The sequence below is a fragment of the Streptomyces sp. A18 genome (assembly GCF_059026065.1).
The window spans coordinates 40,498-66,246 of record NZ_JBWLKL010000035.1; the positions used below are offsets into that span (position 1 = coordinate 40,498).

The 25,749-nt window shown below is 66.4% G+C and carries 23 protein-coding genes and 3 pseudogenes; 17 read left to right on the forward strand and 9 right to left on the reverse strand.

Going from position 1 to position 25,749, the window contains the following annotated elements; genetic code table 11:
* The first annotated feature begins 243 nt into the window (after positions 1 to 243).
* The gene (locus tag AC5P1C_RS34720; RefSeq protein WP_493869963.1) at positions 244 to 456 is read left to right on the forward strand and encodes a hypothetical protein; all 213 of its coding nucleotides are present in this window, start codon (positions 244 to 246) and stop codon (positions 454 to 456) included.
* A gap of 128 nt (positions 457 to 584) precedes the next feature.
* Here the strand turns inward: AC5P1C_RS34720 and AC5P1C_RS34725 are convergent, their stop codons facing one another.
* Positions 585 to 1,070 carry a phospholipase gene (locus tag AC5P1C_RS34725; RefSeq protein WP_493869964.1) on the reverse strand — a complete coding sequence of 162 codons (486 nt, stop codon included), beginning with the start codon at positions 1,068 to 1,070 and terminating at the stop codon, positions 585 to 587.
* A 245-nt stretch (positions 1,071 to 1,315) separates the two neighbouring features.
* Here AC5P1C_RS34725 and AC5P1C_RS34730 point away from each other — a divergent pair, with 245 nt between their 5' ends.
* The gene (locus tag AC5P1C_RS34730; RefSeq protein ID WP_493869965.1) at positions 1,316 to 1,663 is read left to right on the forward strand and encodes a recombinase family protein; all 348 of its coding nucleotides are present in this window, start codon (positions 1,316 to 1,318) and stop codon (positions 1,661 to 1,663) included.
* Between the two features lie 423 nt (positions 1,664 to 2,086).
* Here AC5P1C_RS34730 and AC5P1C_RS34735 read toward each other — a convergent pair whose 3' ends face one another.
* The gene (locus AC5P1C_RS34735) at positions 2,087 to 2,659 is read right to left on the reverse strand and encodes a TetR/AcrR family transcriptional regulator (protein ID WP_493869966.1); all 573 of its coding nucleotides are present in this window, start codon (positions 2,657 to 2,659) and stop codon (positions 2,087 to 2,089) included.
* A gap of 56 nt (positions 2,660 to 2,715) precedes the next feature.
* Positions 2,716 to 2,982, reverse strand: a complete 267-nt coding sequence (locus tag AC5P1C_RS34740) for a hypothetical protein (RefSeq protein WP_493869967.1) — start codon at positions 2,980 to 2,982, stop codon at positions 2,716 to 2,718.
* A 262-nt stretch (positions 2,983 to 3,244) separates the two neighbouring features.
* On the opposite strand from AC5P1C_RS34740, the gene AC5P1C_RS34745 reads away from it, so the two are divergent.
* Positions 3,245 to 4,165 (forward strand): NADP-dependent oxidoreductase, encoded by a 921-nt coding sequence (locus tag AC5P1C_RS34745; RefSeq protein WP_493869968.1) that lies wholly within the window; start codon positions 3,245 to 3,247, stop codon positions 4,163 to 4,165.
* 375 nt (positions 4,166 to 4,540) lie between these two features.
* Here AC5P1C_RS34745 and AC5P1C_RS34750 read toward each other — a convergent pair whose 3' ends face one another.
* Positions 4,541 to 5,215 carry a helix-turn-helix domain-containing protein gene (locus tag AC5P1C_RS34750; RefSeq protein WP_493869969.1) on the reverse strand — a complete coding sequence of 225 codons (675 nt, stop codon included), beginning with the start codon at positions 5,213 to 5,215 and terminating at the stop codon, positions 4,541 to 4,543.
* A gap of 288 nt (positions 5,216 to 5,503) precedes the next feature.
* Here AC5P1C_RS34750 and AC5P1C_RS34755 point away from each other — a divergent pair, with 288 nt between their 5' ends.
* From AC5P1C_RS34755 to AC5P1C_RS34765, 3 genes and pseudogenes are all read left to right on the forward strand, one after another.
* On the forward strand, positions 5,504 to 6,943 hold the full coding sequence (locus AC5P1C_RS34755) for an NCS2 family permease (protein WP_493869970.1): 1,440 nt from the start codon (positions 5,504 to 5,506) through the stop codon (positions 6,941 to 6,943).
* Positions 6,944 to 7,330: 387 nt separating this feature from the next.
* Positions 7,331 to 8,602: pseudogene (locus AC5P1C_RS34760) on the forward strand (DUF4158 domain-containing protein); the annotation flags it as partial.
* Positions 8,603 to 9,152: 550 nt separating this feature from the next.
* The gene (locus tag AC5P1C_RS34765) at positions 9,153 to 9,758 is read left to right on the forward strand and encodes an SMI1/KNR4 family protein (RefSeq protein ID WP_493869971.1); all 606 of its coding nucleotides are present in this window, start codon (positions 9,153 to 9,155) and stop codon (positions 9,756 to 9,758) included.
* A 134-nt stretch (positions 9,759 to 9,892) separates the two neighbouring features.
* Here the strand turns inward: AC5P1C_RS34765 and AC5P1C_RS34770 are convergent, their stop codons facing one another.
* Positions 9,893 to 10,714 carry a hypothetical protein gene (locus tag AC5P1C_RS34770; RefSeq protein WP_493869972.1) on the reverse strand — a complete coding sequence of 274 codons (822 nt, stop codon included), beginning with the start codon at positions 10,712 to 10,714 and terminating at the stop codon, positions 9,893 to 9,895.
* A gap of 23 nt (positions 10,715 to 10,737) precedes the next feature.
* Between AC5P1C_RS34770 and AC5P1C_RS34775 the strand changes: the two are divergent.
* Positions 10,738 to 11,046 (forward strand): annotated as a pseudogene (locus tag AC5P1C_RS34775) (transposase); the annotation flags it as partial.
* 95 nt (positions 11,047 to 11,141) lie between these two features.
* On the opposite strand, the gene AC5P1C_RS34780 reads toward AC5P1C_RS34775, so the two are convergent.
* The 3 genes from AC5P1C_RS34780 to AC5P1C_RS34790 all read right to left on the reverse strand — a co-directional run bounded on the left by AC5P1C_RS34780 (position 11,142) and on the right by AC5P1C_RS34790 (position 12,410).
* Positions 11,142 to 11,537, reverse strand: a complete 396-nt coding sequence (locus tag AC5P1C_RS34780) for a hypothetical protein (RefSeq protein WP_493869973.1) — start codon at positions 11,535 to 11,537, stop codon at positions 11,142 to 11,144.
* Positions 11,538 to 11,640: 103 nt separating this feature from the next.
* Positions 11,641 to 11,997, reverse strand: coding sequence for an immunity protein TriTu family protein (locus tag AC5P1C_RS34785; protein ID WP_493869974.1), 357 nt, complete (start codon positions 11,995 to 11,997; stop codon positions 11,641 to 11,643).
* Positions 11,994 to 12,410, reverse strand: coding sequence for a hypothetical protein (locus AC5P1C_RS34790; RefSeq protein WP_493869975.1), 417 nt, complete (start codon positions 12,408 to 12,410; stop codon positions 11,994 to 11,996). Before AC5P1C_RS34790 ends, AC5P1C_RS34785 begins: the two co-directional genes overlap by 4 nt.
* A gap of 143 nt (positions 12,411 to 12,553) precedes the next feature.
* Between AC5P1C_RS34790 and AC5P1C_RS34795 the strand changes: the two genes are divergently transcribed.
* From AC5P1C_RS34795 to AC5P1C_RS34815, 5 genes and pseudogenes are all read left to right on the forward strand, one after another.
* Entirely contained in the window at positions 12,554 to 13,780 is a 1,227-nt protein-coding gene (locus tag AC5P1C_RS34795) for a hypothetical protein (protein WP_493869976.1), read from the forward strand.
* Positions 13,781 to 14,103: 323 nt separating this feature from the next.
* On the forward strand, positions 14,104 to 14,502 hold the full coding sequence (locus AC5P1C_RS34800; protein WP_493869977.1) for a hypothetical protein: 399 nt from the start codon (positions 14,104 to 14,106) through the stop codon (positions 14,500 to 14,502).
* On the forward strand, positions 14,499 to 14,900 hold the full coding sequence (locus AC5P1C_RS34805; protein ID WP_493869978.1) for a hypothetical protein: 402 nt from the start codon (positions 14,499 to 14,501) through the stop codon (positions 14,898 to 14,900). The genes AC5P1C_RS34800 and AC5P1C_RS34805 overlap by 4 nt, the downstream gene beginning before the upstream one ends.
* 187 nt (positions 14,901 to 15,087) lie before the next feature.
* Positions 15,088 to 15,320, forward strand: a pseudogene (locus AC5P1C_RS34810) (transposase); the annotation flags it as partial.
* 368 nt (positions 15,321 to 15,688) lie between these two features.
* Entirely contained in the window at positions 15,689 to 16,561 is an 873-nt protein-coding gene (locus AC5P1C_RS34815; protein WP_493869979.1) for an endonuclease/exonuclease/phosphatase family protein, read from the forward strand.
* Positions 16,562 to 17,263: 702 nt separating this feature from the next.
* Here AC5P1C_RS34815 and AC5P1C_RS34820 read toward each other — a convergent pair.
* Positions 17,264 to 17,416 carry a hypothetical protein gene (locus AC5P1C_RS34820; protein WP_493869980.1) on the reverse strand — a complete coding sequence of 51 codons (153 nt, stop codon included), beginning with the start codon at positions 17,414 to 17,416 and terminating at the stop codon, positions 17,264 to 17,266.
* Positions 17,417 to 17,821: 405 nt separating this feature from the next.
* Here AC5P1C_RS34820 and AC5P1C_RS34825 point away from each other — a divergent pair, with 405 nt between their 5' ends.
* From AC5P1C_RS34825 to adhE, 5 genes are all read left to right on the forward strand, one after another.
* Positions 17,822 to 19,366, forward strand: coding sequence for a right-handed parallel beta-helix repeat-containing protein (locus AC5P1C_RS34825; protein WP_493869981.1), 1,545 nt, complete (start codon positions 17,822 to 17,824; stop codon positions 19,364 to 19,366).
* Positions 19,367 to 19,629: 263 nt separating this feature from the next.
* The gene (locus tag AC5P1C_RS34830; RefSeq protein WP_493869982.1) at positions 19,630 to 20,808 is read left to right on the forward strand and encodes an ABC transporter substrate-binding protein; all 1,179 of its coding nucleotides are present in this window, start codon (positions 19,630 to 19,632) and stop codon (positions 20,806 to 20,808) included.
* 79 nt (positions 20,809 to 20,887) lie between these two features.
* A complete protein-coding gene (locus AC5P1C_RS34835; RefSeq protein WP_493869983.1) occupies positions 20,888 to 21,790 on the forward strand; it encodes a carbohydrate ABC transporter permease in 903 nt (300 codons plus the stop codon).
* Entirely contained in the window at positions 21,787 to 22,689 is a 903-nt protein-coding gene (locus AC5P1C_RS34840) for a carbohydrate ABC transporter permease (protein ID WP_493869984.1), read from the forward strand. The genes AC5P1C_RS34835 and AC5P1C_RS34840 overlap by 4 nt, the downstream gene beginning before the upstream one ends.
* A 289-nt stretch (positions 22,690 to 22,978) precedes the next feature.
* Positions 22,979 to 25,663 carry a bifunctional acetaldehyde-CoA/alcohol dehydrogenase gene (gene adhE, locus AC5P1C_RS34845; RefSeq protein WP_493869985.1) on the forward strand — a complete coding sequence of 895 codons (2,685 nt, stop codon included), beginning with the start codon at positions 22,979 to 22,981 and terminating at the stop codon, positions 25,661 to 25,663.
* Positions 25,664 to 25,749 lie beyond the last annotated feature (86 nt).

A 25,749-nucleotide genomic window follows, 5' to 3' on the forward strand; every position in this document is an offset into this window, starting at 1 on the left:
GCTCGTAGGTCTCAACGAGTGTCGTTTGTCGAGATGAGACCTAGGCAGCCAGCACCGGGGCCTGACAGTCCGGGCACTGCAAAAACTCGGCTTCCTCGCCGAACAACGCGGTGACGCATCCGCGGCCCTGTCCTGTCCCTGCACCACCAGGGCCTCTCCGTCGCCCGTGACAGCGGCGACCCCCGCGCTGTGGCTCTCGCCCACGAGGGCCTCGCCGGGGCATACGTCCTCGCGGGTCAACCCATGCAGGCCGCCCGCTTTCTGGGCACAGCTACCCGAGCCCGGGAGTCTTCCGGCGCCGCGCTTCCGGAGGCCGAGCGCGGCGATGTCGAACGCATCACAGCCAAGGCCCTCGCGGCGCTGGGCACAGAGATGTTCGCTGCTGAGTTCTCTGCCAGCATCGATGATGATCCCAACGCAGGACGCCATGGCGGGGTGACGAGGAGAGAGGGCTGAGCTTGAGCCACCGTTCTAGCGCGGGCCCACCCCGGTCATTCGTAGACGCCTCACGGCGCCAAGAGCCAAGCCGCGGCGGCGAATGGTGCGGGGAAGGCTCTCTGTTCGTCGTCCAGATGGGCGATGGGTCAGGGGGCGGTCCCGTCGCCCACCACACGGGAGAAGCCGAGCTTGTCGACGGCCTGGTAGTAAGTCCAGGCCGTCCCGTTGCACGTGGTCCTCGTCGCGCCGCTGTACCTCGCGCACACTCTTTTCAGGTCTTCGTAGAAGGCGCTGTCGATGCGGGCTTTGTTGGTGTTGTAGGTGCCGGCTTCCTTGTAGTTGCGGTACCCGAAGTCGTGCCGGGCGCAGGCCGTTTTGAAGGGGAAGCCCAGGGGGTTGTCGGGCGAGCTGGAGCAGTAGTCGGTGGACCAGTTGAACCGATACGTGCTCCAGGCCTGCCGGTTTGCGTTGGCCGACGCCCAAGTGTTGTAGCTGCCCGCGTCGGTCTGGGTCCACTGGCTGAGTACCTGCGCCTTGTCGGCGGGCACGGCGGAGGCGGGGGCGGTGACTACTCCTAGTGCCAGTGTGAAGGAAGCTGTGCTTACGGCGAGAGCGGTCAGGCGAGTGCGCATGGGGCCTCCTGCGGGGGATGGCACTTCCGTCTCAACAAGCGCTTTCATTCCCACAGTTGGTGCTTCAATAAACGAGACGTCCGCGTGAACTCCCTTTGACCGACAGGGGTTTACGCCCCCCGTGTGCCACTGCGTGTCCGGCCCTACCGGTGGGCCGGGGGAGGGCAGGGGCATCCAGAGGCGCGAGCGGAGCGCGCCGGCCGTCCCGAGCAGGAAGGCATCCGGCCCCGGACAACGCGCCGTCGATGCCACGCACCGCGCACGCAGCGAATCCGACTGCCAGAGCACATTTCCGCCCTCTTCTTGCCCAGTTCATCGCTGAGCTCGGCCGCCGCCTGGCCGACCGGCTGGCCCGTCAGCCGCGCGAACGGGGAGATCTCATCGACCTGGTGGATCAATACCGGCGCCCGGTTGTCGCAGTGAAGGGCTCGCTGGACCTGATGACCGAGAACGGCAGGGCCATGGCCCGAGTGCTGATGGCGATGGCGATGGTGATAACGAGCAAGAGCAGTGTGGATACCCACCGGCAGGTGGCGCGGGAGCGACTGCGAAGGGTCCAAGAGGGTCGGAGCCTGCCTGAGCCTGCCCAGTAATAGGCCCGTCGGCTGGCAGGACGCCCGACCTTGCTCAAGGGTGCGCCTGCGGCGCGCCAGGCGGCTTCCGCCGCAACGGCGGGCCGGACGTGCGGCCTTGCTCCCGTCCGCACGGCCACCACCCTGCGACCGCAGGCAACTTCGAGCGTGAGCAGGCCGCCCGGGTCGTGAGCCACTTGCCGGGCCCGGTCATCGGGGTCGTTGAGGCGGGCTCGGTGCCGGTAGCCGCGGCGGGCGAACGTCCGCCGCGATCAGCCTGGCTGGTGTGGTCAGCCGGGGCAGGAAGTTCGGCTGGCGGATCACGCACAGCCTGCCTGGCTCGGCCAGGTCAGGAGGTGATGAGGCGGCTGGTGAAGCCGTCGCGGATGAGGGATTCGTACGCTCCATGCACGTCCATGAGGACCTCCCACTGAGACCACTTGGCTACCTACATTTCTCATTTCGGGGGCTGACACTAGCCGTCGGCCTTGGGTCGAGGGTGGCCACGATCAGGCCGGTCAGTGCGGTGACCGAGTCGTCGGCGGTCGCCCGTTGCCGGTTCAGCTCGGCAGCAATCGCCTCGGCCGCACCCAACATGCCGACGCAGCGCAGCCGTAGGGCTCCGGGGGTGAGGCGGGAGTGCGGCTGCAGCGCGGCAGCCATCAGGTCCGTGTAGCTGTCGATCAGTTCGTGCTGGATCGCTTCCATATCCGGGTTACCCCTCAACGCGGCGGAGACGGCGCTGAGTTCAGGCATGTTGGTGGCGCAGGTGAAGTATGCGGTGCTGAGGGCGTGGGCCACCTCGTCAGCGGTGGGTGCAGCATCCTGCAATGTCTGTGATATCGCGGCCCGGTGACGTTCGTCGAGTCGCTGGTAGAGCGCGAGCAGCAGACCGGGGCGTGTGCCGAAGTGGTCATATGTGATCGGCCTGCTCACCCCGGCCGCCTCTGCGAGGGTGACCAGAGTCAGGCCGTCGGCCCCCTGCGTGCGCACGAGTGCCACAGCGGTGTCGAGCAACTGTTCCTGCCTTGCCTGCTTGGACGCGTTGGGAAACCACTGTGGGGCAACCGGAATCAGTACTGATCCTGGGCGGCTCGGGCCAGGCGGGTGCGGGGGCCGCCGCCCTCCTGCGCCGATGGCACCCGGCACTGCCGCTGACGATCGCGGGGCGCGACATCGACCGTGCACAGCGGGTGGCTGACGAGCTCGGCGCCGCAACGGCTGTGACCATTGATCTGGCAAGCGGCGATGTCGGCCTTCCAGCCGGTCACCGCTACTTGGCAGTGGTCGCCGCGCTGTGGGACGACCATCTGCACGGGCTGCGCTATGCGCAGCACCACCAAGTGCCCTACCTCAGCATCTCCAGCGGCCTGGTGGAGATCGCACCGGAGGTCGTCGCGAGCGCCCAGCGGGCGAGTGCCTCAGCGGTCCTGTTGGCCAGTCACTTCTGCACCGGTGCCGGTTCACGGACTACTCCGGGTGAATGGCCCACTCCAAGGGTGAAAGAATGGCCCACATATTTGGGCTGCTTGGATCTTAGGGTCGGAGGTGACCATCGTGGCGCACGGCAGCGCCCACCTTCCGGACTCGGAGGAACCTCTGATGCAAGCCATCATCGTCCAGGACCGCGAGGCCGGCGCCAACGGCCTCGCCCTCGCCGAGCTGCCCCATCCGCACGCCGCGGAGAATGACGTCATCGTGATGGTCCACGCCGCCGGTTTCACGCCGGGCGAGCTGGACTGGCCCGGCACATGGACCGACCGGGCGGGACGCGACCGGACCCCGAGCGTGCCCGGCCACGAACTGTCCGGCGTCGTCACGGAACTCGGCTACGGCACCACCGGCCTGACCATCGGGCAGCGCGTATACGGCCTGACCGACTGGGCCCGCAACGGCACTCTGGCCCAATACACCGCAGTCGAGGCGCGCAACCTCGCCCCGCTCCCCGCCGATGTCGACCACGTCACGGCCGCCGCACTGCCGATCTCGGGACTCACCGCCTGGCAGGCCCTGTTCGACCACGCCCACCTCCAAACCGGGCAGAGCGTCCTCATCCACGGTGCCGCGGGCGGCGTCGGCTCGATCGCCGTGCAGCTGGCCCGCGCGGCCGGCGCGCGGGTGATCGGCACCGGGCGCGCCGACGACCGCGACACTGCACTCGGGCTGGGCGCCCACGCCTTCGTCGACCTCCAAGCCGAGAAGCTGGAGGACATTGGCGACGTCGACGTGGTGTTCGACGTGATCGGCGGCGAAATCCTCGAGCGTTCCGCCGCTCTGGTTCGCCCCGGCGGCACCCTGGTCACCATCGCCGAGCCCGTCAGGGTCCATCCGCGCGACGGACGCGCTGTCTTCTTCGTCGTCGAACCCGACCGCGTCCATCTGAGCGACCTTGCCCAACGGGTACGGGACGGACGCCTCAAGCCGATCATTGGTGACGTGCGGCCGCTCGACGAGGCGGTCGCCGCCTTCACGCCGGACAAGCGGACTCCCGGCAAGACGATCATCCGCGTCGCCGAGGACTGAGCCAGCGAGCCGCCGGGCCGCGTCAGCTCGGCGGCCGCCCGGCACCGGGATAGGGCCGTGGCACCCGACAGCGCGTACGAAGTCTGCCCCGTGCGATCCAGAACCGTTCGCCGACAAGATCGTGCGCATCGCCTGGCTCATTGCGGCCTGCTGAATGGCGGTCGGGAGGGTCGCGGTCTGACCGCAGGTCAGACGCTCTAGTTGGCCACTGAACGTGCTTGTTGGACACGGGGCGTTCATTCGCGCCCGGCGTCTTTCGCCTCGGGCTGCTCCCCGAAAGCGTGTACGCGCGCTTGCCCCACGGACACCCGGGCGTCGTCCTTCCTCCCTCGGACGGCATCCGGGTCTTCGCGTCACGGGTGGCCGGCGTGCCGCCTACCGCTCCAACGCCTCCCAGAAGCGGTCGACGATGTTGTCGACGTACCGCTGTCCGCCGTCGCCGACGGCCGAGTTGGAACCGGCCCGGCTGAGCGTTGCGGCCAGCAAAGTCTGGTACTCGTCGTGCATGGTGCGCAGCGGGTTCTTCAGGTTGCGGTGGTCCAGGGAGGCGAGTTTGGCGATGTCCTTGATGTGGGCCTGCCAGCGGGTAGAGACCGCTTCGGTGAGCAGGCGCGCGAGTTCGCCCTCCAGGCCCGTGACGGCGATCAGGTCGCCAGGGGACAGGCCGAGGAAGCTGCCGAGCTTGGCGGACTGCTGGGCGTCTCCGCTCCAGCGGCTGGTGGCCTCCATCTGCTGGTAGGTCTCGTAGGGCAAGCCGGTCGCGTCGGCGACGTCGTTCGCGGCGACCCCGCGGGCGAGCCGGTGCTCGTGCAGGGTCCGCGGCCGGCCCATCAGCTCACCGGGCGCGCACCACAAGGCGCCGGCCAGTGCGGTGAGTTCGCTCGCGTTCGGCGCGGCGACGCCGCGTTCCCACGCGCTGATGTGGTCAGGGGTGATGTGGGTCATGCCGTACGAAGCGTTCATGCCGTACGCGACGTGCCCGGGGGCCATCCCGAGTTTCTCGCGCAAGGTCCGGGCGGCACGCGCGTTGAAGGGGATCGGTGGATGCACGGACAGAGAGTAGGCACTTACGGACGGCGACAGCATGTCCGCTGTCGCCTGCGTCCGCTTTTGGTGGTGTAGATCCGCAACGATTTTGTAGGAACACACATATTGATCACCAAGTGGGGACTGCCTCAAGTCCGCCATTTGTCACCGGAATTGAGAATTCCGTCACGCCGCGTATGATCCACCCCCGAGGTGCCGCATGTACGTTCGCACTATTCCTTCACAGGCGCCTGCGGCGGCATCTGACAACCCCGAAAATCCCCCTCTCTGTTAGGTCCAGGAGACGCAGTCATGCAGACCAGCACGGGGCCGGCCGCGCCGCCCGCCAGATCCGGTGGCCCCCTCGACCGGTTCTTCCAGATAAGTGAACGCGGCTCTACGTACGTCCGCGAAATACGCGGCGGGGTCGCCACGTTCTTCACCATGGCCTACATCCTGGTGTTGAACCCGATCATCCTCGGCAGCGCCGAGGACAAGTTCGGTGAGCAACTCGACGCCACCCAATTGGCCACTGCCACCACCCTGGTGGCCGCGATGATGACGATCATCATGGGCTTCGGTGGCAACCTCCCCCTCGCCCTCGCCGCAGGCCTCGGTCTCAACGCCGTCGTCGCCTTCCAGATCGCCCCGCTGATGAGCTGGGACGACGCGATGGGCCTGGTCGTCCTCGAAGGCCTGCTGATCTGCATCCTGGTGATGACCGGTCTGCGGCAGGCCGTCATGCATGCCATCCCGCAGGCGCTCAAGCAGGCCATCAGCGTCGGCATCGGCTTGTTCATCGCGTTCATCGGCTTCGTCGACGCCGGCTTCGTCACGCGCGTCCCGGACGCCGCGAACAGCACCGTCCCCGTCCAGATCGGCACCGGCACCCTCGCCGGCTGGCCGATGCTGGTCTTCTGCCTCGGCGTGCTCCTGACCGTGGTCCTCCTGGCCCGCAAGGTCACCGGCGCCATCCTCATCAGCATCGCAGTGATGACCATCCTCGCCCTGGTCGTCAATTCGGTCGCCGACATCAAGTCCTGGGGTCTGATCTCTCCGTCGCTGCCGGACAACGCGGTCGCGGCCCCGGACTTCGGGCTGCTCGGTGAGTTCGACATCTTCGGCTCGTTCGGTCAGGTCAGCGTGCTGACCGTGGTCCTGTTGATCTTCACGCTGATCCTGTCCGACTTCTTCGACACGATGGGCACCGTCGTCGGCGTCACAGCCGAGGCCGGACTCCTCGACGAGCGCGGCCAGGTTCCGAACCTTGGCCGCGTCCTGCTCGTCGACGGCGTCGCGGCCGTCGCCGGTGGCGCCGCCTCGTCCTCGTCGGCGACCACGTACGTCGAGTCCGCCGCGGGTGTCGGCGAAGGCGCGCGCACCGGTTTCGCCAGCGTGATCACGGGTGGTCTGTTCGCCGCCGCGCTCTTTCTCACCCCGGTCCTGACGATCGTGCCCCTGCAGGCCGCGTCGCCGGCCCTGGTCGCGGTCGGGTTCCTGATGATGACGCAGGTCAAGCACATCGACTGGGAGCGCTACGAGCTCGCCGTCCCCGCGTTCCTCACCATCGCCGTGATGCCGTTCACGTACTCCATCACCAACGGCATCGGCGCCGGTTTCGTCTCGCACGTCGTCATCAAGGCCTGCCTCGGCAAGGCCCGCGAGGTGCACTGGCTGCTGTGGGGTACCTCAGGACTCTTCCTCGTCTACTTCGCGATCGACCCGCTGGAACAGCTCCTAGGCCTGAAGTAGCAGCCGCCGAGCCGGGATGCACGCCGGGGCGCCCCATCCGGTCACGGGTGTGGGCGCTCGGGCGTTGTGCCAACCGGCCCCGTCGGCGGTAGGCCAGGGCTCTGGAGGGGCCGCTCGGCGTCGCCAGGGATCGCCTTCGACCGGAGGCGGCGCCCCATCCGGCCCGCGATGCCCGTCGTGTCGCCGCACCGGAGCCGCGTCGTACGACCGGCACCTTTCAGCGGAGCAGTCCCGGAGTCCCGGTCACGGAAGGGAGGACGTGGGCCGCTCCGGCGTCCCGCAGGGCGTCAACTTCAACTGACGCCAGCCGGAGACAGTTGAACAAGCACCACAGCACACCGGTCCCGCGAGAGTCGGAGCGCTCTCGCGGGGCACTGAGCGCGCTACTTGGCGATCGGTGCCAACTACACCGCTCAGTCACAGCTGGAGCGGTTCTTCTATCTCGACGACGTCGACTGTGCGTTGATCGGTAAGCGGCGTGGAGATCAGAACCGGCTGGGGTTCGCGCTTCAGATGTGCACGGTCCGCTATGTCGGGCGGTTCCTGGAGGACCCGCTCGCGGTGCCGTGGTCGTCATCGAGCACCTGGCGCAGGAGCTGGGCATCGAGGACGTCTCCTGTGTCAAGCAGTACACCGAGCGGTTGAAGACGGCGTACGAGCACGCGTGGGAGATCCGCGACGCGTACGGCTACCACCAGTACGAGGACCCGGTGTGGGGCCGGAAGTTCCGTACGTTCCTGCACGGCCGGGCGTGGATGAACGCCGAGGGGCCGGTGGCGCTGTTCAACCAGTCGGTGCACTGGCTGCGTCGGCACCGGGTGCTGCTGCCTGGGGTGAGCGTGCTGGCGCGGCAGGTCGCGGAGGTGCGTGGGGCCGCTGAGCAGCGGTTGTATGCGACGGTGGCGAGCGCGGCCCGCCGGGCGGACCCGTCGCTGCCTGCCGATGTGATCGCGCTGTTGAACGTGCCGGAGGGCAAGCGGCTGTCCGAGCTGGAGCGGATGCGCCGGTCGCGGACGTGGACCACCGGTAACGCGATGAAAGGCGCGCTGGAGCGCGTGGATGACATCGCCGCCTTCTGCCTGGGCAAGGTGAAGGTCGAGTCTGGGCTCGAAGGCGCCGAACCTGGCCCGGACCCCGGAGCCGAAGCGCACGGCGATGGTCACCGCGGTGGTCCGGTCGCTGGAGGCGGCGGCGATCGACGACGCGCTGGATCTGTTCGCGATCCTGATGCAGCTGAAGCTGATCAGTTCGGCGAAGTGGGCCACGGACAAGGACCGGCTGGCGACGATGCCGCGGCTGGAGAAGGCATCACGGGTGGTGGCGGCGGTCTACCGGGTGCCTGCTGAGCAGTTGGGGTTGGTCGAGAAGCACGGCGCCGACCTGGACGTGGCCGCGCTGTGGCGGGCGGTGGAGACGGTCGCCTCCCAAGAGGAGGTCAACGCTGCCGCGGCGACGGTGGAGGAGCTGGTCCCGTCCTGCGACGACACGGCCGAAGCGGCGGTGCGCGCGCTGCTGGCCGACCGGTACAACACCGTGCGGCCGTTCCCGGTGCTGCTCGGGGAGTCGCGGGCGCTGGGCGCCGCCTCGGGCGGGCGCCGGGTGCTGGCGGCGGTGCGGCCTGTTTGCAGCGTCCCGAGCAGAAGCGAGCGTCAAAGCGGCGCTCCAGTCCCGCCAGCCAGGTGAGCCCGCAGACCGGGCACTTTCTGGTCTGCATCCGGGAGGAGGCATCGCGGCGACCGCGGTCGGGTGCCTGCCTCTATTCGCGAGGCGTACGAGAAGGCCAAGTAGCAGGCTGCCAGAGCGTCCGCCCCGTCGGAGCGGGGCCCTGTGGTAGCGGCCGGAGCGCGTTCGTGCGCGGCGGTCCGCACTGGCTGCGGCGGGCACGCCGCCGCGCCCTGGCTCGCCTCGCCTCGGCTTCCCGGCCCGTGGCGCGCAGAGGGTGCGGTCGGCCGCATCGACGCATGCTGTCCGCCGGGCCATCGAGAAGGTGCACTCTGACTCTCTGGCCGGGCTGCTGCAGCCCGCCAATCTGGAACGGCTCACCCTGCGCGGCTGCCGCAGGCCATGGCCATTTGGAGTGCCGCAGTGACTCCGCCTACCGTTCACGCCCATGCGACGATGGAGTGGTCAGCGCAGGGTTTTCCCCCAACCTCAAGATTGAACACTGGGGCGTCGTTGCAACCGTCCTGGCCGTTTGAGTCGGAGCTTCATGTCTTACACAGACGATGTCACCTCATCGTGGACCAGGATCGTCCGCTGGCTGGAGAGTAACGCCCCTGCCAGCGCAGGAGCACTCAACCCTCCGGCCACAGATGCTGACATCCAACACTTGAACAACGCTCTCGGCTACCGCATACCTCGTGCTCTAGAGAGCTTGTTGCGCCTGAACAACGGAAGTACCGCAAAGGACTCGAGAACCCCCATTCCGGGAGGATTCCAGCTCATCCCTCACCTGGACTCCAAGGTCTTCCCCGGGGGAGAGGTGTTCCTCGACTGCCGGAGCATCATCGACCATCACCAAAATTTCCTTCGTATCGCCGGAGAAATCGACGACGAGGACTGGTGGAAGCAGTCGTGGGTCCCTGTGATGGCTGAGACGGATGCCCACTACGGGCTGCTCCTGGACGCCGGACAGACCGATGGGAGCACCCCGATCCTGGCCTACCGAGAGACTGACTACGCCAAATCCTATGCCTCGTCACTTGGGGAATTGCTGGGGGCTGTGGCCAACGCGCTGGAACACCCTGAGGGGGGCAGCGTGCTCACGCGCGGAGAGCACGCATGCGTCCGGGACGGCCGGGTGGTCTGGGACTGACAGGCTTTCGCCAAGCATGCGACGACGGCGGCCTCCAAGACCTGGTAGTGGTCTTGGAGGCCGCCGTCGCTCGGTGCCCAGACGCAAGCGGCAGTCTTCTGGGCCGTCAGGCCCGCTGCCGCGCGGCTGCCGGATTACGGCTTCTGCGCGTCCAGCCAGTAGCCGTCGCCTTCCAGGACCCGGTTGTTCCTCCGGAAGGTCGGGAACAGGCTCATCGACTGCGTGTTCTGGTGGTTGGACATGCTGGACCGGCCGCACGGTTCATTCCACGTCGGCACGTGGTAGCGAGAGACCGGCACGAGCCGCCACTTTCCGTCCGAGCCCTTCTGCGCGATGGTATTCAGGCACTCCCCACCTGAACTGACTCCAGGGGCAGGGGCGTTGGCGTTCTTGCCTCCCCAGGACTTGGGGGTGGCGGCACTCTGCCAGCTCGCGGCGAACGGAAACTCATCGCACGACGGCACATCGTTGGCGCCCAGTTCAGGTGACATGGTCGCCAGCGGGCTGCGCTCCCACGACGTCGGGCAGATCTTGTCACGGTTGTAGCCCACGATCGACTTGCTCGAGTTCGGCGGATCCGGCACCAGAACATCCTCCGAGGGGAAGGTAACTGGATCGCCGGTTCCCCGCAGACCGTAGTTGCCCGGAAGCCTGTTCTGGATTAGCCAGGCGTGGGCCGCAGCCGCCGGGAACTTCTTCGAGTTCATGACGTAGCTGGGCTTGTACCAGCTGAACACGCAGCCTGGCGTGGTCCTCACCTGTACGTCACAGCGGATGTCGAGGGGGCTCTTCTCGATGGTCGGCGTGCTGGCGGTGTTCACCCCGTCGAGCTTCCCGCGGAAGGTCCATCGACGGTTGATGACCGAGTGGTCGGTGCCTTTGTTCCACTTGATCTTCTGCGTGGCGGTGGCGGTGTGGGTGTCGCCCGCGGTGAAGGTCGTGCTTCCGGCCCACACCGGGTCCTCCTTTACGCAGTACCCACCCCAGCGTCAGGAAAGCCTGGGTGGACGCCGGCTACCGCACCACCGCCATCGACCACGGCGCCCGCCTCGGCATCGACGTCCACCCCGTCCAACGCCCGCCAGGCCTCAAGGGATTCAAGATCATCCCCAGACGCTGGACGATCGAACGGAGCATCGGCTGGCTCATGCACCACCGACGCCTCGCCCGCGACTACGAGACACACCCACACCGCTCCGAAGCCATGATCCACCTCGCAATGATCGACCTCATGGCCCGCAGACTCACTGTAGGTTCTCACTTTCGGTGTCAGGCACCGACGCTATGACCTGGACGTTCCCCTCCAGTCTCACGACGTGTCGGCAAGCGGCTGTCTCAGATCGATGTCATTTCCTCAGACTGCCCAGCCGGCTGCGCCGGACCTCATGAACCTGCATCGGCGGCCGTCCGTTCCATCCACTCCCGCACCTTCACTGCTTGCTCGATGCGGTTGACGATGTCCTTCTTGGACGCCGTATCCAAGGTCTCCGAATTCTTGTCGAAGGTGTCGGGAAGGACGTCGAGGAGACCCCAGATCTGCTCGCCGGTGCTGAGAGTCAGCAGTTGCTGGCACCTCCACTGCAGCGGCACCGCGGGACGGTGCGTGAGCCGCTGCACGAGTGTCGGGAACAGGTAATGCGTCGCTTCTGCCGCGAGGTGCTCTCGTAGCCAGTCGACCGGGAGCCGCTGGCTGAAGCCATGCATGGCGGCCTCCTGGGCCAGGTCCAGCAGCTGAGCGGTGTCGACGGCTCGGATGGTGCGGGGAAGGGTCGGAGTCATGTCGCGATGATGCCAAGAAGCCCTCGGAACACCGAGAGGTCGATGGGGTCGGGTTGCAATCTGTCAAGGAACTCGGCCCAGGCTTTCTCAAACTCGCCGGAGGTCACCCTTCCACGGACGGCTCGCCCTTTATGCGGATCCATTCGTGGGTGGTCTCGATGGCGTCGAGGAGGTCCTGGAAGGTGCAGAGATCCCGGTGCTGTTGTCGGACCTGGCCTGTTGCCATGTCCCCGTACTCAAGCTCGGCTTCCCCGCTGCTCCAGACGATGAGCACGGCGACGAAGTCATCGTTTTCGAGCGTCATCCAGGTGCTGTTCTTGGTTCGGCCGTCCTCGGGCGACTGTTGGACCGCACCCGTGATTCCGCAGGACTGCAGGCGTTCCTCATGCTCGGCGAACCAGGCCTGGAGCCTCTGCGGCAGTTCGACCGATATGGACTGCTTTTGTTCGCTTTGTCTCATGACTGGGCGATGAACCCTGCGGATCGGTCGAGCTGGAAAGGAGATCCGGCCTTGGTTGGTTCCCAGCCTCGGTCCCGTGCTTCTCGGATGCTGGCAGCAACGTGGGCTGGGCGGATGGGTACTGCCTCGGCACCCACCCAGTTGCTGGGATGGGCCTGGCCGCTGGTGACGATCAAGGTCGCGCCCGGCTGGCCGCCGCTGGCCGCTTCAACTGCATAGGTCATCGGTGTCCAGCAGAGTCCCTGGATGTAGGAGGGCTTCCTGCGGATCCGCCAGCGGTACTCGATCCCGTCAACGGTTATGCGCCGGGAACCCTTCTTGTTCAGCGCCATCTTCGCCTCCTCCGCTGTTGGACTCTGCTGTGTCGCCGCGGTCGCGAAAAGCAGGTTGCACGCGAACGTACCGAACGTCATCGCCGCCAAGCACCTTCGGGACTACGGATGGGTTGATCAGCCCATAAGTTGGTGTCAGTGCCGAGCGAACCGGCGCATCGCACCCACCCCGGGTGCACTCACCGCGATCGGAGAGCACCGTGAAGAACAGTCCGTTGTGGCGAGTGGTTGACAACGAGAGCGGTACCCAGTCCATCGTCAGCACGCCCTCCGAGGCGGTCGCGTTCGTCAACAGCCGGTTCGACACCGATGATGACGACGAACCCTTCAGCATCACCGAGGTCGGCCCTCTCCTTCCGAAGCCACTCGAGATCATCACCGCATGGGCCGCCGAGAAGGACGGCGAGCGAACCGACGGGCGTACTGCCCCGATCACCATCAGGCCGGTTGTGACGGACAACGCCAGCGAGTGCGACGACGTCGTGCTCTGGGGCGACGTGTACGTCTCCTGGGACCACGACATGTACACCGTCGAGGAGCCGGACAGCTCCGAGTGCAGCGAGGCTTACAGCGCAACCGAGTTGAGCGCGATCCTCGACGAGTACGCCGACGACTATGAGTACGCGCCTGAAGGGCCTGAAGGGCCCGACAGCCACAGGTGGCCGAAACCGGAAGAGTTGATCACCTACGGCGCCCAGGAGTGTGCCAAGCGGTTCGGGCACCTCGACGACGACGCCCTGCTGTGGCTCGCTGCCACCCGCATCACGCTCGCCGTGTGGCGCAACACACCCGTCGAGAACTGGCATGCCGGGAAGAGTCCGCTCCACGACGGCACAATGATGCGGATCAACACGGCAACCACCCGACTCGTGCGCTCGATGCTGTCGTTCGACCATGTCGACTGGATCGGTCTCGGTCTCGCGATCGTCAACCCGTCCCGGGTTCTACCGACAGGGCAGTCCGTACTCGAGCTCGGGCTGGCCTCCCACAACCCTGACGACCCGGCGCACGAGGTTGATCCGCGAGAAGAACTCGCGGAGATGGCACAGGTCGCGATCTCATGGGGGCGAAGGTACTGCCTTCGCGAGAAGGAGTTCGGCCTGCGAACCCTGATCGAATCCTTCTGTGCGTCCGACAACGGCTGGTTCGGAGCACCGAGTTGGGGGCGCATCGTCGATCGGTTCCTTACGGCTGCCGACGACCGGGAGAATGCGCACTGGCGCATACACCGGGACAAGCCTTGGTTCGACGAGTGGTTCACCAACCGGCCGGCCGACATTGCGGACACCACGGAATTTCGTCGGCTGCTCCTTGCCGGGCCCGACCTGCTGTCCGAGGAGGCCGCCGAATGGTGCGTGGATGGTGCCATCGGCTACGTCTGCCAGGACGACCACGCGAACGACTGCTGGCGGTGCGGTATCCCGCTGGCAACGGAGTCCACCAACGAGTGAATGTGTGCCAGCACAGAAAAGCAGCAATCCACTGACCGCGCTCTCTCCCGCCTACTCGGCGGCCTCCCCTGCTTGGGGAGCCAGTCGCGGCTCCACTGACTGGAGATGTGCGGGTGCTTCTGACGGATCTGTGGCAGCAACGCTGGCCCGGCTGCCCGCCGGTCGGCCACAAGCTCCGTGAGCCCTACAGGAATGTCTGGGTCCGCTTCCACAGTCCGTCGGGTCTTTGACATCCGTATCACCGGCCTGCCGGTTTCTTGATAACCACGGCTTCCACGACACGGAGGTCGAGCAGGTCGCCGGACCTCCGGGACCATGACGCCATGCAACTCCGATACTTCAATCAGACCGGATGGACCGCCATCTTCAATGGCACTGAGACCGAGATCGGTCGCATGGTGCGCGTGGAGGGATGGGATCCCGCAACCGGGACAGCCTTGGTGGTCGACCCGCAGCGAGGGGCACTGCGCCAGGTCACGGACTACGTGGACTTCTCCCACTTGGAGCGGGCCGATCAGGTGGTTGCCGCGATACCCGGTGGGGGATGGCGGGCACACTGGACGGATGAAGGGCCGGGTGGATCACCTCTTACGGAGCAGGTGCTGGCCTGGTTGATCACTTCGCAGGGCCGGGCGACTGCCATCACAGTCGATGCTCAGGGGCATGTGGAGGACGCCGACAGCGCCGACGCCTTCATGCCGCCGGGTGAGGAGCTTCAGTGACGGCGTCGATGCCGCAACAGGCGGGCCCGGCGTCTGAGGGTCGGGCTTCTGATGCCGACTGGGAGGCTCCCTACTACCGGGTTCGGGCCGCCGGCTTCCAGGTGCTCTTCCTCGTGGAACCGGACGAGGCGATCGAAGAGGTCTGCAACGTCGATGCCGAGGTTCATCTTGCCGACGGGTCGCGCTGGAGTTCCACGATCTTCACTCTCGCCGAGGTGGATCGGCTCATGCGGAGCTGGGAGGCGAGCGGAGAGGCGGTCTCCGGGCAGTGCTTCTTCTGCACGGACGGGCTGATCGTGCGGAATCCCGGCATCGGCAGCATGGTGCGCGTGATTGCCGGGCTGGTGGCATCCGGCGAGTTCGACGGGGTGTTTCGACGCATTGCCGACCCGGAATGATCATGCCGCGTCTCAGGGCATCGTGTTGTCCTGCATCTTTCGAATGGCCTTGAGCACCTTCTTCCCCAGGGGAGTGAGCGTCATGGGCCTACCGCGTTCCGCCCGGAAACGCAGTTGTGATTCTGGCGTGCAGCTGTCGCTACAGCTCATGCCTGCGCTGTCTTGACGCTCTCGGGAGCACGGACCAGAGGGGATGGCCGAGTGGCGAAAATATCCCCTCGACCCTGGGCGGTTTACCCAATGCCCTTCAGCGATGCCATCCACGTGAAAATCCGTGACGGCGCCGTCGCCAACCGACCGGTCTATGTGTCCTGGCCGTCACCACCGAGGGACGCAGGGACATCCTCGGTCTGTGGGCCGGCGATGGCGGCGAGGGTGAGAAAGCACTGGCTCCACATCTTCACCGAGATAGAGAACCGTGTGTCGGCGTACAAGTGAACGTGCCTCCGGCAAGATCTTCGTAGCCGGAGATCATCTTGATGGGGTGGTTGGCCGGCGCGTGTCAGCGGCGGAGTATGTGGGCAATCGGGACAGAACGCTGTCGCGGCGGCGGGCGAGCGCGCGAGGTGGGCTTGCTTTTGTCCTTTGCCCTCGGCCCGCTTGCGCTGGTAGCAGCAGCAGCTACGGAGGCGCTCAAGTGCCCATCGCGCCCAGTTTCGGCTTTAATCTGGGGCTATTTTTGTGTCCCTGATGCGATGCTCCACGACACCGCCCTGCCACAACATCGCGTCGGCCGCAGTTCACCGAGCTACTGCCAACCTCACCCGTTCCGTGATAGCACCATGGGCATGACACAAAGCAAGATCACTGCGCGGGTCCGTCGCTCCGCCGGGCTCGCCATGGCCTCCGCCCTGCTCGCGTTCGCCGGCCCGGCTCCCTCCGCCTTGGCCGCAGACTCACTGACTGTGATGACCTTCAACACCTGGCACGGAGGTACCCAAGTGAACGACGGCGTCAACAAGATTGCTCACGAGATCACCGCCGCAGGTGCGGATGTCGTGGCGCTGCAGGAGTACTCGGGGGATTCCACCAAGAAGATCGCTGCCGAGCTTGGCTGGTACGCCACCGATACCGGAACCGACGTCGACATCATCAGTCGGCTGCCGTTCGAGGGCCAGGACTGGACCGACGGCGGCGGCGGCACCGTCGCCGTGAAGGTCAAGGGGGTGTGGATCTACTCAGCCCACCTTGACTACACCAAGTATGGCCCGTATAACGCCTGCTTCGACAACGACAGCTACGAAACCATCTACGCCGACGAGGCCAACCGCAAGAAGGAGGCCCAGGAAGTCCTCGGCTGGTCCGGCTCCAGCCCCGCCATTGTTGCGGGAGACTTCAACTCTCCCTCTCATCTGGACTGGACGGCCGACACCAAGGACGCACACTGCAATTCAGTCGTCAAGTGGCCCGCCACCCAGGTGTTCGGCGACGCTGGCTACTCGGACTCGTACCGCGAGATTCATCCCGACGAGGTGGGCGCGCCCGGTAACACCTGGTCCCCGGTGGTCAAGGAGAACGAGGGCCGCCCCGAGCCGCAGGACCGTATCGACTATGTCCTCTACCGCGGCGGCTCCCTGGACGCCACCAACTCCCGGACCTGGGGCGGCGGCGCCAACTGGCCCTCGGACCACCTGGCGGTGGTGACCACGTTCAGCCTCTGACCCCCGGTGGGGGGCGCCCGGTCTCGGGCCGGGTAGGCGCGCGGCAGCAGCCGTGGGCGCTCATGTCGGGGCACCCACGGCTGTAGAACTGCTCCGCCGTCCCGGCGGTCGTTGAGAAGGCTACCGAGAGCGAGAAGGCCACAACCTCCGCTGCAGACGACTCGGCGTACCTCGTCGTCTGGTGCGGCAACCGGGCTACTGTGCGAGGGAGCGGCGGTTGTGGAGACCGGCACGGCGATGGCGAGGGACGGTGCGCTGAGGCCGCAGACGGCGGCAATCCTGAGTGTGTTCATGCCCGCCAGACTCTTACCGCGCTCGCGGTTCTGGCTTTTTGCGGCCTCCATAGGGGCCGCAATGCCGGCAAGGCGCTGTTTCTCGGATCAAGGCGGAGCCAGGTCACGAGGGCTGCGAGGTTGATGGTGCCGAGGAGCAGGCAGTCCGTCCGTCCTCGACACTGCCGAACGATTCCACGGTCTCCAACTCCACGGTGGTGTCCGTTACTTGACGCCTCGCCCCTGATCGTCGTATCCGCCGTGAGATTCACGCTTCCGTGCGGCGCTGGCCGGCTGAACAGTGTCCTCACAGGCCGGCCCAGCTACCGCCGTTCTCTCAGGAGAGCCCTGATGCCGTCCTGTCTGAGGTTCGTACAGGGCGCGGTGAGTGGGCGGATGCGAGACGAGAGTCGGCCAGGTCGGTGGTCCCTCAGCGGATGAACTCCGCCTGTACGCCCTCCATTTCGCCGCACGGCTCGTCCTGGATCAGCAGGTCTGGTTCCGCTACGTGCGCTTTCGGATCGCGAAACGGCCAGAGACCTGACATCAGTTCAATCAAGCCCTGCGTGACGATCGAGCGCACGATACAGAGGTGGCGCGAGCGCGGTGGCGGTCGGGGCGTTCGGGGTGTGCCGACTGCCCGCCACGTTGCAGGGCGCGCCGACGGCGGAGTCCGCGCCCGCCCGCCGGTGACTCCGTGATTGCCTCCGCCCGGCCGGACGGGCCTGCTGCGGCACATGGTCGCGTCTGTGAAGGATGCGGCCCAAGTGGCCCGAACCGGGATCCAGTTGATTGATTCTGATGGTTCCTGGGGGGTCTTGACGGTTCCGTGCTGCGATCCCTAAGGTCCACATCAGACATCTGACGTCTGTTGATTCAGTGTCCACTTCGGTGCGTTGCGCCTGAACGTGCCTCAGTTGCTCGTATCCGTACACACATGACGACCACACAGGGAGCCCTTGTGCGCATCAGAAGGCCAGCTCTGCTCGTGCCAGTCCTACCGCTCGTCGGCGCCTTGACGTGGGCCGCGCTGCCCGCTCAGGCCCAGCCTGAAGTGACGGCGCAGGCCTATCACGTGGACTGCGCCGCCGCTGCCGGGGGTGACGGCAGCAAGGCGGCGCCCTGGAACGACCTCGCGAGTGTGAACGCCCGTACGTTCGAGCCGGGCGACTCCATCTTGCTCAAGCGTGGTTCCACCTGCACCGGTCAGCAGCTTTACCCCAAGGGGTCCGGCGTGGCGGGCCAACCGATCAAGGTAGACGCGTACGGCTCCGGCGCCAAGCCGAAGCTGGTGGGCGCCGGCCAGGTCACCGATGTCGTCAAGCTCGCGGACCAGGAGTTCTGGGAGTTCCACAACCTCGACATCTCGAACAAGGGTGACGCGGCCGCCACCCGCCGCGGAGTCCACATCACCCGCACCGACTCCGGTATGGGCCAGTACTATCTGCTGCGCGACCTGGACGTGCACGACGTCAACGGCAACCAGGCGAAGAAGGATGGCGACGCCAGCGCCGGCATCTTCTTCGAGGTCCTCGGACACACCACGCCCACCAAATTCCACGACGTCGCCATCGTGGACAGCACGGTGCGCGCCGTCGACCGCTATGGCATCCACTTCTGGACCCGCTGGATGCAGCGCAAGGAACTGAACAACCCAAACTGCGGTGAGAACTGCGGCGCCTGGAACCCGCAGACAAAGGTTCAGATCAAAAACAACACCGTCTCCGACATCGGCGGCGACGCGATCGTCACGCACCACACCGACGGCGTCCGCGTCGAGTACAACAAGGTCGACGGCTTTCGCGAGCGCGAACCCGAACACTGTGCGGCTGGGATCTGGGGCTGGAACACCGACGACGCCCTGTACCAGTTCAACGAGGTGAGCGGCGGCAAGAGCGAGTGCGACGGCCAGGGTCTCGACCTCGACGAGGCCAACATCCGCACCACCTACCAGTACAACTACAGCCACGACAACGAGGGCGGTTTCATCCTGCTCTGCAACGGTGAGGGCTCCACCACCGACGGCAGCGTCGTCCGCTACAACATCAGCCAGAACGACGGCGGCCAGCTCTTCGACATGGTCTGCGGCAAGACGACGAACACGCAGATCTACAACAACACCTTCTACCTCTCGAAGCCGGTCGACGTCATCAGCAACGAGAACGGCTCCACCGCGGACAGCGCCGTATTCAAGAACAACATCTTCCACGTGGCCACGGACCAGGCGAGCTACGTCAACGCAGGGACGCTCGGCTTCGAGTCGAACGTCTTCTACGGCGCGCACCCCGCTGGAGAGCCTGCTGATCCGGGCAAGATCACGACCGACCCGAAGCTCACCGACCCGGGCAAGGCCACCTCGCGAACCGACGTCGACGGGTACAAGCTCCAGACGGGTTCCCCCGCGTTGGGTAACGGCGCAGCCATCGCGTCGCCCGGCAGCCGTGACTACTTCGGCAACCCCCTCGGCGCCGGCTGCGCGCCCGACCGCGGTGCCCACCAGCTGTCGGCGCCCTGCGCGCCCGCGGCCGACTGACCCCGGCGGCCCCCCCGACAGACACCCACACGTCACATCCGACAGTGCGGAGCTTCGCACCCGTCGAGCGAGCTCGCGGTCCCGAAGCTCCGCACTTCAACATTCCAGCACAGGCGAGGGCATCTCCCTCCGCCTTGTCATGGCGTCCAGGAGGAGCTGTGCAGCGGTCCACTGCCCGATGTGCCGTACTGGCGGGAATTCTCGCACTGGCACACACGATCTCCGGGTGCTCCGGACCAGACACGGCCTCCGGCACGAGGACAATGACGTTCTGGGGCTGGGCCCCGGGATATGAGGACGCCGTCAAGGCGTTCAACAAGAGCCACCCCGACATCAAGGTCGAATACCAGACCGTCCAGCCGGGCGGCCGGGGCGGCTACGAGAAGATGCTGAATGCCACCAAGGCCGGCAACGCCCCCTGCCTGGCCCAGGTCGGCTACGAGACGATCCCCAGCTTCGCCGTCCAGGGTGCCTTGGAGGACGTGGCCGAGTACGCGACGCCGTACAAGGACGACTTCCTCGACTCGGCCTGGAAATCGGTGAGTCTGGCCGGTCAGGTCTATGGAGCCCCCGTCGACACCGGCCCGATGGCGCTCTTCTACAACAAGAAGCTCTTCGACTCGCTCGACCTGGACGTCCCCACGACCTGGGCGGAGTACCGGACCGCGGCCGAGGAGATCCATGCCTCGGACCCCGACCGCCACATCTCGTCCCCGTACCTGGACTACGACTACGCCGGGTTCTCCTGGCAGGTGGGCGGCAGCTGGTTCGGCACGGAGAACGACTCCTGGCAGACGCACCTGGACTCCGAGAAGAACATGAAGGTCGCGGACTACTGGCAGTCCCTCACCGACGACGGGCTGATCAGCAGCGCACCCATGTACGACCAGGCCTGGTACTCAGGTCTCGGAAACGGCGACATCGCCACGGTGGTGGGCGCGGTCTACCAGGCGGCCACCATCAAGGGCGGCGCCAAGGAAGCGGCCGGTGACTGGGCAGTGGCCCCGATGCCTCAGTGGACCGCAGGCGCAGAGGAGGCCGGCAGCGCCGGCGGATCCTCCACCGCGGTGCTCAAGGGCTGTGACGACCCGGAGGCGGCCTGGACATTCGCCCACTGGATGAGTACCGACCGCGAGGCGTTCGGTGGCCTGGTCGACAAGGCGGCGCTCTATCCCGCCGCCACCGACCTGCTCGACCTACCAGAGCTCGGACGGGACCCGTACTTCGGCAACCAGGACATCTTTGAGGTGTTCGAGGAGGCCTCCGAGCACGTGGACCCCGACTGGACCTGGGGCCCGCTGATGACCAGGACGGCCGCGGAGCTCAACGACGGCCTGGGCAGGGCCTGGTCGCGCAAGGGGACCATCGCCGACGCCCTGCGCGACGCGCAGCACAAGACCCGCGAGGAGATGACGAAACAGGGCCTGTCGGTCTCCGACTGAACCGCGCCGTGCCCGAGTTCCCCGCCGCCGAGGCCAAGCGCAGCGCCGATCGGTGCATGCGCAGTAAGGAAGACCGACCGTGACCCACCTCGCTGATCCGGCGCGCGCCGGCCGGATGAAGCCGCTGCTGTTCTGCGCACCTTTCATCGTGCTGTTCGCCGCCATGTATCTGGCGCCCATCGCTTACGCGGCCGGAAGCAGTCTGTTTGCCCTGCACCGCTCCGGGCTCGGACTCACCGCGCCCAGCGCGGAGTTCGACCCGCTCAGCAACTACTCGCAGGCTCTGCAGGACGACGCCTTCTTGTCTGCTCTCGGCCGGGTGGCGCTGTTCGGCGTCGTCCAGGTGCCGGTGATGCTGGGGATCGCCCTGGGCCTGGCGCTGCTGTTCGACGCCAAGTCGGCGCGCGGTAAGGGCTTCTTCCGGTTCTCCAGCTTCCTGCCTTACGCGATCCCCGGGGTGAGCGCGGCGCTGGTGTGGTCGTTCATGTACTCGGCGCAGACGAGCCCGATCAACAAGCTCCTCGAGCCCTTCGGCGTGAGCATCCCCTTCTTCGGTGAGGACGTGGCCCTCTGGTCCGTGGCCAACATCGTGACCTGGGGCTGGGCCGGCTACAACGCGATCATCATCTACTCGGCCCTGCAGGCGATCCCCGGCGAGGTCCTGGAGGCGGCCCGGATGGACGGTGCGTCGGCCTTCCGTATCGCGTGGAACATCAAGATCCCGGCAGTGCGTGGCGCTCTGGTCCTGACCACGGTGTTCTCCATCATCGGGACGGCCCAGCTCTACAACGAGCCGAGCGTGCTGCAGCCGGTGTCCGGGGGGTCCATCACGTCGATGTTCACCCCTCTCATGTCGGCGCAGAGCGCCGTCGCGGCGGGCGATCACCATTACGCGGCAGCGCAGGCGGTGCTGCTCGCGGTCCTGGTGGGCGCGGTGTCCTTCGCCTTCTTCAAGTTCACCGAGCGCAAGGGACAGGCATGAGCACCATGACGGAGAAGCGGGTGTCGGTCCGCCCTCGGCGGGACCGGGCGAAGAACAATTCCCGGCAGGGATTCACTCCCCTCAGCCGCGTCGCCACCATGGGGCTGCTCGGCCTGTCGGCCGTCTACTTCCTGTTTCCGCTGTGGTGGTTGCTCGTGTCGTCGACCAAGCCGTTCGGCGAGCAGTTCAGCGGCACCGGTCTGTGGTTCGACGGCTTCAACCTGTTCGACAACATCGGTCGGCTCACCGGCCACGACGGCGGCATCTTCTGGCGCTGGATGCTCAACAGCCTGCTGTACTGCGGAGTGGGCGCGTTGATCGGCACGGGGATCTCGGCGATCACGGGTTACGCGCTCGCCAAGTACGAGTTCCCGGGCCGTGGCCTGCTGTTCGGGACCATCCTGGCGGCCGTGCTGGTGCCCAAGGTGCTGTTCACGCTGCCGCTCTATCTGATGTTCTCCGAGGTCGGGCTGATCAACAATCCGCTCGCGGTGCTGTTGCCCAGCGTGGTGAGTCCTTTCGGGGTGTATCTGGCGCGGGTGTTCGCCGCGCAGACGGTGCCGGACGAGGTCCTGGAGTCGGGGCGGCTGGACGGTGCCGGTGAGTTCCGCATCTTCCACTCCATCGGCCTGCGCATGATGGCGCCGGCGCTCGTGACGATCTTCCTGTTCCAGCTGGTGGAGATCTGGAACAACTACCTGCTGCCGTCGATGGTGCTAGGTGACGACGTACTGCAGCCGGTCACGGTCGGCCTGGTCGGCTGGAACGCCAGCCATGTCGCGGTGCCGCCGTCGCTGGTCGTCATCGGTTCGCTGGTGTCGGTCGTCCCGCTGGTGATCGCCTTCCTCGCGCTGCAGCGGTTCTGGCGCGCGGGCATGACCGCCGGGGCCATCAAGTAGCGGGCCGCAGCCGTAATAGTGGGGCCCCGGCGGCGAGACCTTCTTCCAGCCGGTGACCGAGGCCCTCGAAGTCTTCGGGGCGGAGATCGGCTGACGCCTCTTTCCAACCGTTCAAAGACCCGGCCCGCCTTCCGGCGGGCCGGGTTTTCGCATTTCTTGTGAAAGTTGTCACAAGCGGCCGTAGGGCTTTATCCCTGATGTGTTTACGCAGGTCAACTTGGTCATCTTGGGCTGTCCATTTCCCCCTGCGGGTCCTTCGACCCTCTCAATGAGGGCTTTCTCGGCCCCCATGGCGGAGCGAAAAGGTGTCGAATTAAGGCATCAGCGAAGTGGTCGCAATGAAGGAGAACCTGCCATGCAGGCCAATGAGATGGTGGACGGACTGGTCCAGGGAGCCCTCAAGGCACTCGACCTGTTCGAGACGTACGACCAGGAACAGGTCGACCACATCGTCAAGAAGGCTTCTCTTGCGGCCCTGAGCCGGCACGGCGAACTCGCCAAGCTCGCCGTCGAGGAGACGGGGCGCGGTCTCTTCGAGGACAAGGCCGTCAAGAACCTCTTCGCCTGCGAGCACGTCGTCAACTCGATGCGCGGCCTGAAGACCGCCGGAGTCATCGCACGCGACGAGCTGAACGGCATCACCGAGATCGCCGAACCGGTCGGCGTCATCTGCGCCATGACCCCGGTGACCAACCCGACTTCGACCACCATCTTCAAGGCGCTGATCGCCCTGAAGACCCGTAACCCGATCATCTTCGCCTTCCACCCGAGTGCGCAGCAGTGCTCCGCCGAGGCCGCCCGTATCGTGCGCGACGCCGCGATCGAGGCCGGTGCCCCGGAGAACTGCGTACAGTGGGTCGAGGAACCCTCCATGGAGGGCACCGGCCTGCTGATGAACCACGAGGGTGTCTCCACGATCCTCGCCACCGGCGGCAACGCCATGGTCAAGGCCGCCTACTCGTGCGGCAAGCCGGCCCTGGGCGTCGGCGCGGGCAACGTACCCGCGTACGTCCACAAGAGCGCCAAGCTCAAGCGCGCCATCCACGACATCGTGCTCTCCAAGGCCTTCGACCACGGCATGATCTGCGCCTCCGAGCAGGCCGTCATCCTCGATGAGGAGGTGTACGCCGAGGGCATCGAGGAGTTCAGGCGCCTGGGCGCGTACGTCGTCTCCGCAGCCGAGAAGACCCAGCTGGAGAAGTTCATCTTCGGTACCAGCGCGTACGCCGAGAACTGCGCGGCGGCCAAGCTGAACCCGGGCGTCGTCGGCAAATCGCCGCAGTGGATTGCCGAACAGGCCGGCTTCTCCATTCCCGACGGCACCTCGATCCTGCTCGCCGAGTGCGCCGAGGTCGGCGAGCGCGAGCCGCTCACCCGCGAGAAGCTCTCCCCGGTGCTCGCCGCCCTGCAGGCAGGATCCACCGAGCTCGGGGTCGAACTGGCCGCGCAGATGGTCGAGTTCCACGGTCTCGGTCACAGCGCCGCCATCCACGCCGAGGACGAGGACCTCGTCGAGGAGTTCGGCAAGCGGGTCAAGGCCATCCGCGTCATCGCCAACTCGCCCTCCACGTTCGGCGGCATCGGCGATGTCTACAACGCCTTCATGCCCTCGCTCACCCTCGGCTGCGGCTCGTACGGACACAACTCGGTCTCCGGCAACGTGACCGCGGTGAACCTGGTCAACATCAAGCGGATCGGCCGGCGCAACACCAACATGCAGTGGTTCAAGGTCCCGCCGAAGATCTACTTCGAGCGCAACTCCATCCGCTACCTCGGCGAGATGGACGGCATCAAGCGCGTCTCGATCGTCACCGACAAGACCATGGGCAAGCTCGGCTTCGTCCAGAAGGCCGTCGACATCCTGCAGGGCCGCGAGTCCAAGGTCGTGCTCCAGATCATCGACAACGTCGAGCCCAACCCGGAGCTGGCGACCGTGCAGTCGGGTGCCGCGATGATGCGGGACTTCGAGCCCGACACGATCGTCGCGCTCGGCGGTGGCTCCGCGATGGATGCCGCGAAGATCATGTGGCTGATGTACGAGCACCCGGAGATCGCCTTCGAGGACACGAAGGAGAAGTTCTTCGACGTCCGCAAGCGCGCCTTCAAGTTCCCGGGCCTCGGTGAGAAGGCGCAGCTGGTCGCCATCCCGACCACCTCGGGCACCGGCTCCGAGGTCACCCCCTTCGCGGTCATCTCCGACCCGGCGGCCGCCCAGAAGTACCCGCTCGCGGACTACGCGCTGACCCCGAACGTCGCCATCGTCGACCCGACGCTGCCGATGGGACTGCCGGCCACCGTCACCGCCGACTCCGGCTTCGACGCCCTGACCCACGCCACCGAGGCGTATGTCTCGGCCTACTCGAACGACTACACCGACGGCCTCTGCCTGCAGGCCATCAAGCTGATCTTCGAGAACCTCGAGAGCTGTGTGGTCAACGGCGCGAAGGACCCCGAGGCCCGCGAGAAGATGCACAACGCCTCGACGGTGGCGGGCATGGCCTTCGCCAACGCCTTCCTCGGCCTGGTGCACGCCATGGCGCACACGCTGGGCAACACCTTCCACGTCCCGCACGGCCGCACCAACGCGCTGCTCCTGCCGCACGTCATCCGGCACAACGGCACCGTCTCGCACAAGGCCACGCCGTGGCCGAAGGCCGAGGTGTACCGGGCACCGGAGCGGTTCCAGGAGATCGCCAGGATGCTGGGGCTGCCGGCCGAGACCCCGGCCGAGGGCGTCGAGTCCTACGCCCGCGCGGTGGAGGAGCTGCGCACCAAGTGCGGCATCCCGAACTCCTTCCAGGAGGAGGGTGTAGAGGAGACGGCTTTCATCGCGGCCCTGCCGCAGCAGGCGATGAACGCGTACGCCGACCAGTGCGCGCCCGCCAACCCGCGGATGCCGATGATCGACGACATGCAGAGGCTGATGAAGCAGGCGTACTACGGGAATGCGGAGGGCGCGGTCCGCGCTGCCTGACCCTGCCGGGCCGAGGGCCCGTCCGGTGCGTGTTCCACGCCGGGCGGGCCCTTTCGTACGGCTTCAAAAGATTGTCCTCGAACGCC